This is a genomic window from Burkholderia sp. KL41 (assembly GCF_057005415.2).
The window spans coordinates 1752094-1765709 of sequence record NZ_CM174446.1; the positions used below are offsets into that span (position 1 = coordinate 1752094).

Annotated in this window: 13 protein-coding genes; 5 read left to right on the plus strand and 8 right to left on the minus strand. The window is 66.5% G+C overall.

Annotated elements, in window-relative coordinates; translation table 11 throughout:
- Positions 1-21 precede the first annotated feature (21 nt).
- On the plus strand, positions 22-729 hold the full coding sequence (locus PQB87_RS08160; RefSeq protein WP_027787660.1) for a DUF2968 domain-containing protein: 708 nt from the start codon (positions 22-24) through the stop codon (positions 727-729).
- 77 nt (positions 730-806) lie between these two features.
- Here PQB87_RS08160 and hfq read toward each other — a convergent pair whose 3' ends face one another.
- Positions 807-1388 carry an RNA chaperone Hfq gene (gene hfq / locus PQB87_RS08165; protein WP_048020710.1) on the minus strand — a complete coding sequence of 194 codons (582 nt, stop codon included), beginning with the start codon at positions 1386-1388 and terminating at the stop codon, positions 807-809.
- A gap of 295 nt (positions 1389-1683) precedes the next feature.
- Between hfq and PQB87_RS08170 the strand changes: the two genes are divergently transcribed.
- A complete protein-coding gene (locus PQB87_RS08170; protein WP_111942037.1) occupies positions 1684-1968 on the plus strand; it encodes a hypothetical protein in 285 nt (94 codons plus the stop codon).
- Between the two features lie 27 nt (positions 1969-1995).
- Here the strand turns inward: PQB87_RS08170 and PQB87_RS08175 are convergent, their stop codons facing one another.
- The 4 genes from PQB87_RS08175 to PQB87_RS08190 all read right to left on the minus strand — a co-directional run bounded on the left by PQB87_RS08175 (position 1996) and on the right by PQB87_RS08190 (position 7111).
- Complete coding sequence (locus PQB87_RS08175; protein WP_021161542.1) at positions 1996-2913, minus strand: DUF1571 domain-containing protein; 918 nt, start codon at positions 2911-2913, stop codon at positions 1996-1998.
- A 29-nt stretch (positions 2914-2942) separates the two neighbouring features.
- Entirely contained in the window at positions 2943-4697 is a 1755-nt protein-coding gene (locus PQB87_RS08180; protein WP_059682765.1) for an AMP-binding protein, read from the minus strand.
- A gap of 156 nt (positions 4698-4853) precedes the next feature.
- On the minus strand, positions 4854-5675 hold the full coding sequence (locus PQB87_RS08185) for a TetR/AcrR family transcriptional regulator (protein WP_233343455.1): 822 nt from the start codon (positions 5673-5675) through the stop codon (positions 4854-4856).
- Positions 5676-5890: 215 nt separating this feature from the next.
- Positions 5891-7111 (minus strand): MFS transporter, encoded by a 1221-nt coding sequence (locus PQB87_RS08190; RefSeq protein WP_059682762.1) that lies wholly within the window; start codon positions 7109-7111, stop codon positions 5891-5893.
- Between the two features lie 281 nt (positions 7112-7392).
- On the opposite strand from PQB87_RS08190, the gene PQB87_RS08195 reads away from it, so the two are divergent.
- The 3 genes from PQB87_RS08195 to PQB87_RS08205 all read left to right on the plus strand — a co-directional run bounded on the left by PQB87_RS08195 (position 7393) and on the right by PQB87_RS08205 (position 10427).
- Entirely contained in the window at positions 7393-7935 is a 543-nt protein-coding gene (locus tag PQB87_RS08195; RefSeq protein WP_489242796.1) for a GNAT family N-acetyltransferase, read from the plus strand.
- 127 nt (positions 7936-8062) lie between these two features.
- On the plus strand, positions 8063-8689 hold the full coding sequence (locus PQB87_RS08200; RefSeq protein WP_059682760.1) for a ParB-like protein: 627 nt from the start codon (positions 8063-8065) through the stop codon (positions 8687-8689).
- A 7-nt stretch (positions 8690-8696) separates the two neighbouring features.
- Positions 8697-10427, plus strand: a complete 1731-nt coding sequence (locus tag PQB87_RS08205; protein WP_111942041.1) for a SulP family inorganic anion transporter — start codon at positions 8697-8699, stop codon at positions 10425-10427.
- A 22-nt stretch (positions 10428-10449) separates the two neighbouring features.
- Here PQB87_RS08205 and PQB87_RS08210 read toward each other — a convergent pair whose 3' ends face one another.
- The 3 genes from PQB87_RS08210 to PQB87_RS08220 form a co-directional block, all read right to left on the minus strand.
- Positions 10450-11385, minus strand: a complete 936-nt coding sequence (locus PQB87_RS08210; protein WP_059682858.1) for a carbohydrate kinase family protein — start codon at positions 11383-11385, stop codon at positions 10450-10452.
- A gap of 132 nt (positions 11386-11517) precedes the next feature.
- A complete protein-coding gene (locus PQB87_RS08215; protein ID WP_021161549.1) occupies positions 11518-12462 on the minus strand; it encodes an ABC transporter substrate-binding protein in 945 nt (314 codons plus the stop codon).
- 78 nt (positions 12463-12540) lie between these two features.
- Positions 12541-13578, minus strand: a complete 1038-nt coding sequence (locus PQB87_RS08220) for an ABC transporter permease subunit (protein ID WP_059682757.1) — start codon at positions 13576-13578, stop codon at positions 12541-12543.
- Between the last annotated feature and the right edge of the window lie 38 nt (positions 13579-13616).

A 13616-nucleotide genomic window follows, 5' to 3' on the forward strand; every position in this document is an offset into this window, starting at 1 on the left:
CACGGGCGGGAATAGAACTTCATGAGCCATATGACGGGGTTGGGAAAGGCGTGCGTGTTGCTCGCCGTGGTGGGAGGCATGCAGGGCGCTTATGCGCAGAGCCTGGCGGACAGCGGGTCGCCGGCAGTACAGCAGGCGTCGGCGCCGGTGGCTGCGATTCCGGTGGTCGATCCGCAGGTCCAGACGTCGGTGCAGCCGCAGGCAGGTGAGTCGACGGGGCCGAGCACGGTCGACGACCTGCAGCGCCAGATCCAGGCGCACTCGCTGACGGAAATGCGCACGAGCTACAACGGCAGCTACGGTGCGAGCCTGCTGTTCAACGTAAAGGACGGCGCGTATTTCGTCGCGCTGTTCCAGCAGAAGGCGTTCTGGCGCGTGATCAAGACTTACGACGAATCGCGTGCGGAAGCGATCTACCGCGATTTCTCGCACCAGGCGGAGCGACTGGCCGTAAACGAACTGCGGGCAGCGAAGCTGGAATCGCAGAAGGCGCAGATGGACAAGCAGATCGAAGTCACGCAGGATCGAGCGCGGCGTCTGCAGGCGGATATCTCGATCGCACGCCAGCAGCAGGCGGCAGTCGCGGATCGTCAGAAGAGCGTACGTAACGAGACGGCCGCATTGCAGGCACAGCAGGCCGAGCTTCAGTCGCAACTGCGGGCGTTGCAGCAGCAGGTGCGTTCGTTGCAGCGGGAGGCCGACGCCGGCTTGCCGACGACGGCACGCTGAACCCGGCAGCGGTGCGGCGACATGCCGCGCCGGCCGCACAAGTAAAAAGGGCAAGCCGGTTGGCTTGCCCTTTTGTTTTACTGGCCGTCCGGCACGATTCGCCGGCGGCGCGTCACGATCACCGGCCCGTTGCCGCCGCGGGAATCCGACGGCGAAGCGTTGCCGGATGCGTCGCCGGCATCGCGCGGTGCGCCGTAGCTTTCGCGCGGTTCACGGGGTTCGCGCGGGGCGCCGTAGCCTTCACGCGGCTCACGCGAGCCGTAACCCTCGCGCGGTTCGCGCGAGCCATAGCCTTCACGCGGTTCGCGGGAGCCGTAGCCGCCGTCGCCGCGCGATTCACGCGGGCCGCCGTGCGAGCCGTAAGGGCTGTGACCGCCGCCTTCACGGCCGCCCGGGCGCCCGCCGGTGCGCGGCCCGCGGGGGCCGCCGCTGCCGCCCGGGCGCGAGCCGCCCGTGTCGAGCTGGATCGTGGAAATCGCGCGCTTGTAGATGCCTTGCAGACCCACGGGGGTGCGCAGCATCACCAGGTACTGGTCGAACGACTCGATACACCCCGTCAGACGAATGCCGTTGACGAGATAGATTTCAACGCGCTTACGTTCCTTGCGCGCCGAATTGATGAAGTCGTTTTGCGGATGGGATTCTGCGGGATTGGCCATTGAGGTGCGGCAGGAGCCTGCGTCAGAGAATATGTTGTGCGTGTGTGTGGCGTGTTCGTCCACAAGGTGTTTGGCGGGATTCTACCCTGTTCAATCGGGAAACGCGCAGTCGTGATTGTGTCGAACCGTAACCCACTATAGACGTTCCAGCGCATTTTCGCGATTCGGCCGAACGGCCAATACCATTTCGTTACGCCGCGTTACGACTCTCGCAGCGCCGTAGCACCTTGGTTTCCGCGCGACGCGTACATTAGCTGCGCGAGCCGGGCGGGCCGGTATATCAGGGATTCAGAACATGGACAAGAGACGATGGGCAGGGTGGGTCGGGGTTGTGGCGTTGCTGGCTTCCGGCAGTGCGATGGCGGGGCATGTCGACCTGTCGGTCGGCATCGGCGTACCGGTCGCGCCGGTCTATGTCCAGCCGGCGCCGGTCTATGTGGCGCCGCAGCCGGCCGTGGTCGCCTATCCGGGCTATGGATACGGCTACTACGGCGACGAGGACGACGATCGCTATCGCAAGTGGCGCAAGCACTATTACAAGCATTGGCACCGGCACCACGGCGACGACGATGACGATTGAGCCCGAGGCCAGCCCCGCCGGCGCGCATCAGAACGCGTAGTCGGGGTTTTTCGGGTCGAATGCGGTGTCGTCTAGCGTCGCCGGCGCGATTTTCTCGATGACGATCCGCTCGAAGATCTTGCCGTCGTTGTCATAGGACTCGACGGTCCGGAAATAGGGCGCGTGCAGATCGAGCCCGAGGACTTCCTTCTTCGCGTAGAACTGCGGTCGGCCGGTCGGTGTTTCGTAGGTGAGCGCGACCACGCGCACGCCGCCGATCGTCCTGGCTTCCACATCGGTCGGCCGCTGCACGCCGGCTTCCACGTATTTCTTCCCTTCGGTCAGGTACAGGTTCGTGATGAACTCGGTACCGAGATCCTTCACCTGGTGATTCGACTGCGCGCGTGCGAGTGCGCCGTCGAGTGCCGTCCACAGCGGAATCTTGCCGAGCAGGCCGCCGAGGTGCCCGTACATTTCGTCCTTGCGCTGCGTCGTGTCGTAGATGGTCTCCTGTCCGGCATGCGCACCGCCTGGCAGCCATTTCGCATAGACGCGCAGCGGCTCGCGGGTGGTCTTCACGAGCATGCGGTCGGGCGTATCGGACCACTTTCCGCTGATGCGCTCCTGGCGCACCATCGTGAACTGGTACGACGGATAGCCGTTGGGGCCGTTGCGGATATAGAGCGGCACGGCGAGCGGATCGAGTGCCTTGAAGAGCGCCGTGAGCGTCGCGTCGTCGAGTTGCGCGAGCGTGCCGCGCTGTGCGGCCGTGCGCAGCCAGCGCGCCTGCTGCGCAACCGGCTCGCGCGCGACTTTCGCGAGGTCCGCCGGCAGCGCGACGCCCGCGGCCGCGCTTGCGGCGTCGGCCGTTTCCTGTGCATGCAGGCCCGCCTGTCCGAGCGACAGCAGGCAGGCGACTGCCACGGCGGCGGCATGCCGCGCGTGGTGCTTCTTTCCTTCGTTCATCGACGGCGTCTCCCTGGGCGACGGATCGTTCAACCTTGCTTCGCGGCCTTGATTTTGGCGAGTTCTTCGTCGCGCAGCGCGCGGCGCAGGATCTTGCCGACGTTCGTCTGCGGCAGCGCGTCGCGGAACTCGACGAATTTCGGCATCTTGTAGCCGGTGAGGTTCTTGCGGCAGTGCGCGAGCACATCGTCGGTCGTCAGCGACGGGTCGCGGCGCACGACGAACACCTTGATCCGTTCGCCCTGTACCTCGTCCGGAATGCCGATCGCCGCGGCTTCGCTGATGCCCGGATGCATCACCAGCACTTCCTCGATCTCGTTCGGATACACGTTGAAGCCCGACACGAGGATCATGTCCTTCTTGCGGTCGATCAGGCGGATGAAGCCGCGTTCGTCCATCACGCCGATGTCGCCGGTGCCGAGCCAACCATCGGCGTCGATCACCTTGGCCGTCTCGTCGGGGCGCTGCCAGTAGCCGCGCATCACCTGCGGGCCGTGCACGCACAGCTCGCCCGGCTCGCCGACGGGCGCCCAGGTGCCGTCCTCACGGCGAAAGCGCACGACGGTGGACGGCGCGGGCAGGCCGATCGAACCGCTGAACGCGGCCATGTCGTTCAGGTTGACGGGGTTCATCGTGACGATCGGCGAGCATTCGGTCAGGCCGTAGCCTTCGACGACCGGCCGGCCCGTCACCTGCTGGAAGCGTTCCGCGACCGCACGCTGCATCGCCATCCCGCCCGCCATCGCGAGCTTCAGCTTCGAGAAATCGCGCTTGCGGAATTCCTCGTTGTCGAGGAACGCGTTGTACAGCGTGTTGATGCCGGTGATCCCGGTGAACGTCTCGTTGCGGATGATCTTCATCACCATCGTCATGTCGCGCGGGTTCGCGATCAGGATGTTGCGCCCGCCGAGCCCCATGAAGATGAATGCGTTCACCGTCAGCGAATAGATGTGATACAGCGGCAGCGGCGTGAGCACGGTTTCGACGTCGCCCGATACCTGGTCGGCGATCCAGGCCTTCGCCTGCAGCAGGTTCGCGATCAGGTTGCCGTGCGTGAGCATCGCGCCTTTCGCGACGCCCGTCGTGCCGCCCGTGTATTGCAGGAATGCGAGATCGTCGCGTGTCGTCTGCACGGGCTGCGGCTTGCCTCGCGCACCGAGCGCGAGGGCGGAGCGCAACCGGATGGCCTGCGGCAGGTGGTAGGCCGGCACGAGTTTCTTCACGTGCTTCAGCACGAAATTGATCAGGCGTCCTTTCGCATTGAAGCCGTCGGCGAGGAGGTCGCCGAGCGCGGTGACGACGATGTTCTTCACCTGCGTTTCCGGCAGCGCATCCTGCAGCGTGCGCGCGAAATTCTCGAACACGACGATCGTCTGCGCGCCGCTGTCCTTCAGCTGGTGCGCGAGTTCGCGCGCGGTATAGAGCGGATTGACGTTGACGACGATCGCACCGGCTTTCAGCGTGCCGAACAGCGCGACCGGGTACTGGAACGTGTTCGGCAGCATGATCGCGACGCGGTCGCCGGGTTTGACGCCGAGGCTTTGCAGATACGACGCGAACGCGTCGACTTTCTGCGCGAGCGTGCGATAGGTCATCGATGCGCCCGCGCTCACATAGGCGACGCGCTCGGCGAAGCGGCTCGTGCATTCGTCGAAGAACTGCACGAGCGATGCGTATTGCGTGACGTCGATGTCGTGCGGGACGCCGGGCGGATATGACGCGTACCAGATGCCGTCGGTGTTCGGCGGAACCTGGGCCGCTGCGGTTGCTGCGGAAGATGACATGACATGTCTCCGGTCTTTGCTCTCGGCGAAGGCCGGCGCTTCAGCGCCGGCCCGTGCCCCGTGCCGCACGGTCGATCGACGGGGCGCCTCGGCGCTCCGCATGACCGCGCGTTTCAATCAAATCGTGAACAGGAAGCCGCGCGTGGCCTCGCGCGCTCAGTTCGTGGAATGCAGCGACGCCGTATCGGCGGTGGCCGCGCCCGACGACGGCAGCCCGAACGCCTCGCTTGCGCCTGCATCGTCGAGCACGGCCGCGAAGATCGACAGTTGCGCGCTGTCGGGCATCGGCGCTTTCAGCGCGGCGACGATCAGCGACGACAGCCGCGCGATCATCTGCACGTCGTTCATCGTGCGGCCTTGCGAGAACTCGTCGATCAGGCTTTCCGTTTCGGCGCCTGCGAGCGCGCCGGACAGTGCGCCGATCGCGAAGTGCAGCCGCCAGCCGAGCTCCGTGCGCGGCAGGTGCGGCAACGCGCGCTGGAACGCGTCGAAGAAGCGGCCCGCGACGCTTGCGTAGTGTGCGGTCAGGAAGTTGCGCACGAACGGCGACGGATCGGTGTACGCGCGGCCGATCAGCCGCAGGAATCCGGGCCCGCCGCGTTCGGGATTGCGCGATGCCTTCAGCGCGGGAATGAACATCGCGCCGAGCACGTGCTCGCAGGTGATGTGCGTGCCGAGTTGCGCATCGAAGCGGTCGAGGATACCGAGGCGTTCCTGGTTGAGCTGGTCGAGCCGGCGCGACAGCATCGCGTGGATCAGCGCTTCCTTGCTGCCGAAGTGGTAGTTGACCGCGGCGAGGTTGACCGCCGCGCGCGAGGTGATCTGGCGCATCGACATCGCCTCGAAGCCATGCTCGATGAACAGGTCCTCGGCCGCATCGAGGATGCGCGCCTTCGTCCCGCCGGTCTGCCGAGTGCCGGATGACCGTGCCCCGGACGGCCGTCCCGCGGATGGCCGCCCCTCCTGACTTACTGCCATGTCCCGCCTCCCATGCCGGTCGCCCGGCCGCGAACTGGTGATTTGATTATCTGATTCAAACAGTCGTTTTTATTAAGATAAAAAAGGGCGAGCGGAGCGGGCAAGCGGGGAATCTGGACAAATTCCTCTAGTTCGATGTGCGAATGCGGAAAGTATCGCGCGCGCCTTCGACAGGGCGGGGCACGCGCGATGGTGCAATGCGGCAATGCGCGGGATCAGGCGACCGTGCTACGCGTATTGACCGATTGCGTCATGTCGATGCCGCGCCGCTCGCGGCTGAACAGGATCAGCACGGCGATCGCGACGGCGACGATGCCGGCCACGAGCGCGAGCGCGAAGCTGTAGTTGTTGTTGTGCGAAACGGCGAGCGAGGCCTGCATCGTCGCGTTGCCCGACGCGAGCAGGTTGCCGAGCTGGTAGACGACGCCGGGGAAGGTCGCGCGGATCTCGTCGGGCGAGATTTCGTTCAGGTGAACCGGGATCACGCCCCACGCACCCTGCACCGAGATCTGCATCAGGAACGCCCCCGCGGCGAGGGCAACCGGGCCGCTCGAGAATGCCCACAGCGGCAGCACGGGCAGGGCGATCAATGCAGCGATGAAGATGGCACGACGCCGGCCGATCCGCTCCGAGATCGAGCCGAACGACAGGCCGCCGACGATGGCACCGATGTTCAGCACGATCGTGATCCACGACACGGTATGGGGATCGAAATGATGCTGTTCGCGCAGGAACGTCGGATAGAGATCCTGCGTGCCGTGCGAGAAGAAGTTGAACGCGGTCATCAGCACGATCGCGTAGATCGTGAGCTTCCAGTTCTGCTGCAGCGTGGCCCCGAGGCTCGGGCGCGGGCGTTTCTCCATCTGCTTCCACGCCGGCGATTCGGGCACGTGGGCGCGCACGTACAGCACGAGCAGCGCGGGCAGCACGCCGACCATGAACATCCCGCGCCAGCCGATGTACTGGTAGAACAGGCCGAACACGACGGACGCGAGCAGGTAGCCGCTCGGATAGCCGGCCTGCAGCAGTCCCGACACGAAGCCGCGTGCATGGGTCGGCACGGTTTCCATCGTCAGCGCGGAGCCGACCCCCCATTCGCCGCCCATCGCGACGCCGAACAGCGCGCGCAGCACGAGCAGTGCGGTCAGGCTCGGCGCGAAACCCGATGCGAGCTCGAGCAGCGAGTAGCACGCGATGTTGACCATCAGCGTCGGGCGGCGGCCGAAGCGGTCGGCGAGCCGGCCGAAGATCAGCGCGCCTAGCGGACGCATCGCGAGTGTCAACGTGAGCGCGAACGCGACGGCGGGAATCGTCGATCCGAATTCGGCGGCGATGTCCTTCAGCACGAAGACCATCAGGAAGAAATCGAACGCATCGAGTGTCCAGCCCAGGTAGGCGGCGATTGTCACGTTGCGTTGTTCGCGGGTCCAGCTCATGTCCGAAGTCTCCTCGTTGGCTTGCGCGCTTACGATGTGCATGCGGATGCCGGCCCGGCTTGCGCGCGGTGCGGGGGCATGGATCGAGTGTAGGCCGCGGCGCCTGGCGATGTGGGGCGCGATAACGCCGAATCGGGAATAATCCCTAGGAAATGAACTGTTTCGGATTCGGCAACGGCGGCGCGCGAAACCGGCGACAGGCATCTGTATCATTCCGGAAGGCCGTTTGTATCTGTTTTGTAATGCGTCCGGTGCGCATCGTCACCGAATCAGGAGTCCAGATGACTGAACCTTCCGCCGCCACGCTGCCCGTGCTCGAAACCGCGCGGCTGTGGCTGCGTCCGCGCGTACTGGCCGATCTCGACGCCTGCATCGCGATGGATCGCGATCCCGAGGTCACGCGGCACATCGCGGGCCCGTGGCACGATCCCGTCGAGCACCGGCGCTTCGTCACGCACCGGATCACGCGCGACTATCCGCCGGGCCTCGGCTACTGGTCGATCTTCGAGAAGGCCGCGCCCGATGCGTTCATCGGCTGGATCCTGCTGATTCCGGACTATGCGGACGGCGCGCGCGACGTCGAGATCGGTTGGCGGCTGGTGCGTGCAACATGGGGGCGCGGCATCGCGAGCGAGGCCGCGTCGGCCGTCGTGCACCACGCCTTCGCCACCGTGCGCCTGCCGCGCGTGATCGCCGATATTGCGGAGGCCAACGGCGGCTCGTTGAACGTCGCGCGCAAGCTCGGGATGCGCCGGGTGAGCGTCGTGCACGATGGCATTCCTTACATTCGACATCGTCTCGAACGCAACGACCTGCGCGTGTAGTGCGGCGCGTGCGTACACGGGCAGTTTTCATGGATCGTCAACCGGATGCGCATCGAGGTCATGACGTATTAACGGCTCGTGCGATCAGGAGTATCGTTGCCGGAATTTCGCTACATGGGGTACGACCATGGCACTCGGCACCGATGTTCACCTGATTCCCGTCAAGCTGGAAGATCTGCGGCCCACGCAGATGACGGTCGGCTATCGCGAAGTCAAGGCGAAGCGCAAGCACTGGAAGGGGCTCAGCAAGCGCGCGCGCAAGACCGCGATCGAATCGCACTGGTTCCCGGCCGTGCTCGGCCCGGGCGGGCTGCACTACATCACCGATCATCATCATCTCGGCCTCGCACTGATCGAGGAAGGCGAGGCGCGCGTGAACGCGATGCTGCTGAAGGACCTGTCGTGGCTCGACGACACGATCTTCTGGCGGATGATGGAACACAACCAGTGGGTGCATCCGTTCGGCGCGGACGGCACACGCCGCGACTACGCGAATCTGCCGAAGGCGCTGACGGGGCTGGTGGACGATCCGTACCGCAGCCTCGCCGGCGAGCTGCGCACCGCGGGCGGCTACGCGAAGGACGCGACGCCGTTCAGCGAATTCCTGTGGGCCGACTACCTGCGCCAGCACGTGTCGCTCGACCAGATCCGCAAGAACTTCGCGAAGGCGCTCGATATCGCGCTGCATCGCGCACACGAGCAGGATGCACGCTATCTGCCCGGCTGGTCGGGCGTCATCGCCGTCAGGCCCTGAGCACTTCATGACGACCGCCCCGATCCGCCCCGATGCCGGCCCGCAGCATGCCGAGCATTTCTCCGCGCTCGACGCGGCCGCGCCGCCGCCGGCGCGGCGCATCGGCCTCGACGCGCTGGCCGGCCTGTCGATCGCGGGCTTGCTGATCCCCGAGGCGGTCGCGTACGCGGGGCTGGCCAACCTGCCGCCGCAGGCCGGTCTCATCGCGTTGCTGTCGGGGCTCGTCGTCTATGCGCTCACCGGCAGCAGCCGTTTCGCGATCGTGTCGTCGACGTCGTCGTCGGCTGCCGTGCTCGCGGCGACCGTGCTCGCGGAGTCGGGAATGGCGCTTGCCGCGCAGCTCGCGCTGGCGGCGGCGCTCGTCGCGATGACGGGCGTGCTGTTCATCCTGGCGGGTGCCGCGCGGCTCGGCGGCATGTCGGATTTCGTCGCGCGGCCGGTACTGCGCGGCTTCACGTTCGGCCTCGCGCTGACGATCGTCATCAAGCAGTTGCCGAAGATTCTCGCGATTTCCGTGCAGCACAGCGATGCGCCGCATGTCGCGCTCGACCTGATCAGCGGCGCGCCGCACGCGAATCTCGCGAGCGTCGTGCTCGGCGCGACCGCGCTGGCGTTGCTGTTCACACTCGGGCGGAGCGCGCGGGTGCCCGCGACGCTCGTCGTGATCGTGCTGTCGATCGCGGCCGGTTATGCGGTCGACTGGCAGCGATACGGCATTGCGATCGTCGGCCATATCGACTTCCGGCATATCGAGTTCGGCCTGCCGACCCTCGACCGCAACGCATGGATGCAGACCGTCGAGCTTGCGTTCGCGCTGATGCTGATCCTGTATGCGGAGTCGTACGGATCGATCCGCAATTTCGCACTGAAGCATGGCGACAGCGTGTCGCCGAACCGCGACCTCGTCGCGCTCGGCTGCGCGAATCTCGTGTCGGGCCTGCTGCACGGGATGCCGGTCGGCGCCGGTTATTCGGCGACCTCGGCGAACGAAGCGGCCGGCGCGCAGTCGCGCTTCGCGGGCCTGTGGGCGGCGGGCGTGGTCGCGCTGATCGTGTGGCTGCTGCTGCCGCAGCTTGCGCGCACGCCGGAGCCCGTGCTCGCGGCGATCGTGATCTTCGCGGTCAGCCACTCGCTGCATCCGTCGGTATTCCGGCCGTACTGGGCCTGGCATCGCGACCGGCTCGTCGTGATCGCCGCGCTGCTCGCGGTGCTCGTGCTCGGTGTGCTGCACGGGCTGCTCGCGGCCATCGGCGTGAGCCTGCTGCTGACGCTGCGCAAGTTGTCCGAGCCGAACGTCAGCGTGCTCGGCAGGCTGCGCGACAGCCATGATTTCGTCGACGTCGCGAGCCACGCCGACGCGAAGCCGGTGCCGGGCGTGCTGATCGTGCGGCCCGAGGCGCAGCTGTTCTTTGCGAATGCGGACCGGATGTTGAACCGTGTGCGTGCGTTGATGAAGGCCGCGCCGGACACGCATACCGTGATGCTGAGCCTCGAGGAAACGCCGGATGTCGACGGCACGACGATTGAATCGTTGCGCACCTTTGCGGCCGAATGCGCGGCGCGCGGGTTGCGGCTCGCGCTCGTGCGGCTCAAGGTGCACACCCTGCATGCATTGCGCCGCGCGGCCGACGATACGCTTCACGACGATGCGATGTCCGAACTGAGCGTCGACGAGAGCCTGCAGCTGCTGCAGGCCGGGACGCCGCCGGACGGCAGCGGCGGAACGACCGCCGCGTGACGGGGCGGTGCGCCGGTACGTGCTATTGCGAAACTGCAGTATCGGCAGTGCGGTCGATCATGTCGTTCACCTCGGCCGCCGTCGGCGCATAGGCGCCTGCATGCGCACAGGCGACTGCCGCGCACGCGGCCGCGTAGCGCAGATGCTCGGCGGCTGACGCGTCGGGACGCGCCAGCTGGCTTGCGAGCCAGCCGCCGATGCTCGCGTCGCCGCAGCCGACGGTGTCGGCCACCTCGGTCGGGAACGCGGGCTGGAACAGCACGGTGTCGCGATGCAGGAGCTGCATGCCCGATGCGCCGCGCGTGACGAGCATCGTTGCGTCGGGCGCCCACGTGCGCAGTTGCGCGAGCGCGGCGGCTTCATCGAGTTCGGGAAACAGCCCGCGCAGATCCTCGTCGGACACCTTGATCCAGTCGGCGAGCCCGGCCAGCCGGCGCAGCGTGTCGCGATACGACGGCGCGGCCATCGGCGCACGGAAGTTCGGGTCGAACGAGATTCGCTTGCCGGCCGTTCGCGCGGCCTGCGCGACTTCGATCAGGCGTGCCGCGAGCGGCTCGCGCACGACGCCGAGCGAGCCGACGTGCACGATCTCGGCCGCATCGAGCGCACCGGCGGGCAGGTCCGCCGGATCGAACGCGAGATCGGCGCTGTTCTCGCCGATGAAGAAATAGTGGGGCGGCTGCTTCGACACGACCATCGCGAGCAGCGGCGCACGATCGACCTGCCGGATGAAGCGCAGGTCGAGCCCGGCGTCGGCACTCTTGCGCATCAGTTCATCGCCGAAGATGTCGCGGCTGACCGTGCCGGCGAAGGCCGTCGGCACGCCGAGTCGCGCGCCGACGCGCGCGACGTTCCAGCATGAGCCGCCGGCGATGCTGTGCCAGTGCTGCGCGTCGTCGCGGATGAAATCGGTCAGCGCTTCGCCGAATACGATCAGGCGGGGGAACGTCGTCGTCATGTCGAAACCTTGTGCCGTGGCGTTGCGCACGGCCGTACAGCGGTTGATCCGAAAAGGCGGGCAGTGCGGGGCCGTCGCGCATGGCGACACGGCCCCGCACCGCCCGATTGCGCGGGCGGACAGGCGGCGCGATCAGCGCGGCGAGCTCCAGCCCTTGTAGGTCTTCACGTTGTCGCGCGTGATGAGCGTCGGCTCGATCAGGATCATCGGATTGGCCGGCTTCTGGCCGTTCATGATCCCGTAGCCGACGTTGACCGCCTGCTGCGCCATGGCCCAGGGATCCTGGCTCGACGACGCCTGCACGAGCGTGTTGGACTTGAGCGCGACCTCGATGTCGGGTGCGCCGTCGACCGACGTGATCACGATGCCCGGACGGTTCAGCTGCTTCGCGGCGAGGTCGCTGCCGATCGCCTGCGGGTCGTTGATCGTGAACACCGCGTCGAGCTTCGGAAAGCGCGTCAGGTAGCCTTGCATCGCATTCATCCCGCCTTCGCGCGAACCCTTGCCGTCCTGGTCGCTCGACAGCAGCTTGATGCCGGCGTTTTTCGCGAGCACGGCCTTGCAGCCGTTGACGCGATCGATCACGGCCGATACCTGCGGGCCGTTCTCGATGATCACGTTGCCCTTGCCGTTGAGTTTCTTCGCGATGTAGTCGCACGCGAGTTCGCCGGCCTTCACGTTGTTGGTCTGCACGGTCGCGTTTGCGCCGGCCGCGGCGACGTCGACCGCGACGACCGTGATGCCGGCTGCCTGCGCTTTCTTCACCGCCGGCTCGATCGCCTTCGGATCGGTCGCGTTGAGCAGGATCATGTCGACGTGCGCGGAGATGAAGTTGTCGATCTGCGTGAACTGCTTGTTCAGGTCGTAGTCGGCCGAGACGGCCGTGACCTTCGCATTCGGATTGAGCTGCCTGGCGCGTGCTTCGGCACCCTTGACGATCGTGACGAAGTACGGATTGCCGAGCGACCCGACGGTGACGCCGATCGATTTGAGCGGCTTGTCGGCCGCGTGTGCGGCGGAAGCGCCGAAGGCGAGTGCGCAGGCGACGGCGGTCAGGGCGGCTTTGTGCTTGATCATGTCGTTGTGTCTCCGAGTTGTTGGTGAACGGGCGCAGGCGAACCGGCCTGCGCCGCAAGGTTGAATCGACGGGAAGGGTCAGGTGCGTGCAGAGTCGCGCTGGCGATAGCGATCGAGCGCAACGGCGCCGATGATCACGAGCCCCTTGATGATGTACTGCCAGATGTCGGACACGCCGAGCAGTACGAGGCCGTTCGTCAGTACCGCGATGATCAGCGCACCGATCAGCGTGCCGACGATCGAGCCGACGCCGCCGACGAAGCTCGTGCCGCCGAGGATCACCGCGGCGATCGCGTCGAGTTCGTACGACTGGCCGAGCTGCAGGCCGTTTGCCGCATAAAGCCGCGCGGCCGACATCACCGCGCCGAGCCCGGCGAGCAGGCCCGACGCCGCATAGACGAACATCTGGATCGCGCGCACGTTGATGCCCGACAGGCGCGCGGCTTCCGGATTGCCGCCCACCGAATAGATGCGCATCCCGAGCACCGTGCGGCGCAGGATGAACCACGAGATCGCGATGACCGCGCACGCGATGACGACGAGCCAGGGCACACCGAGGATCGTGCCGTTGCCGATGAACGCGAACGGCAACTGCGGATTGAACACGGTGGTGTCGTTGCCGATCAGGCGCGCAACGCCGCGCACGGCCGTCATCGCGCCGAGCGTGACGATGAACGGCGGCAGGCGCAGGAACGAGATCAGGCCGCCGTTGATCGCGCCGAACACGAGGCCGACGATGAGCGCGAACGGTACGCCGAGCCAGCCCCAGCCCGGAATGGTCGACGCGAGCAGCGCCGCGACGGCCGCGGCGGCGAGCACCGAGCCGACCGACAGGTCGATGCCGCCCGTCAGGATCACGAAGGTCATGCCGGCGGCGAGCACGATGTTGATCGACGCCTGCTGCGTGACGATCGACAGGTTCTGCAGCGTGAAGAATCCGTCGGTCAGGAAGCCGAAGCCGATGCACAGAACCAGCAGCACCGGCAGCATGCCGGCGGTGCGGATCAGCGACTGCATGCGGGCGCGGTGATCGGCGCCGCGCAACAGCGGCGTACGGTTGCCCACCGGATGGGCCGTCGCGGAAGCGAGGTTCCGCTGCTTGGTCGGGTTGATCATGTCGGTAACCTGAATGTAAGAATGGACTGAAAGGGCGG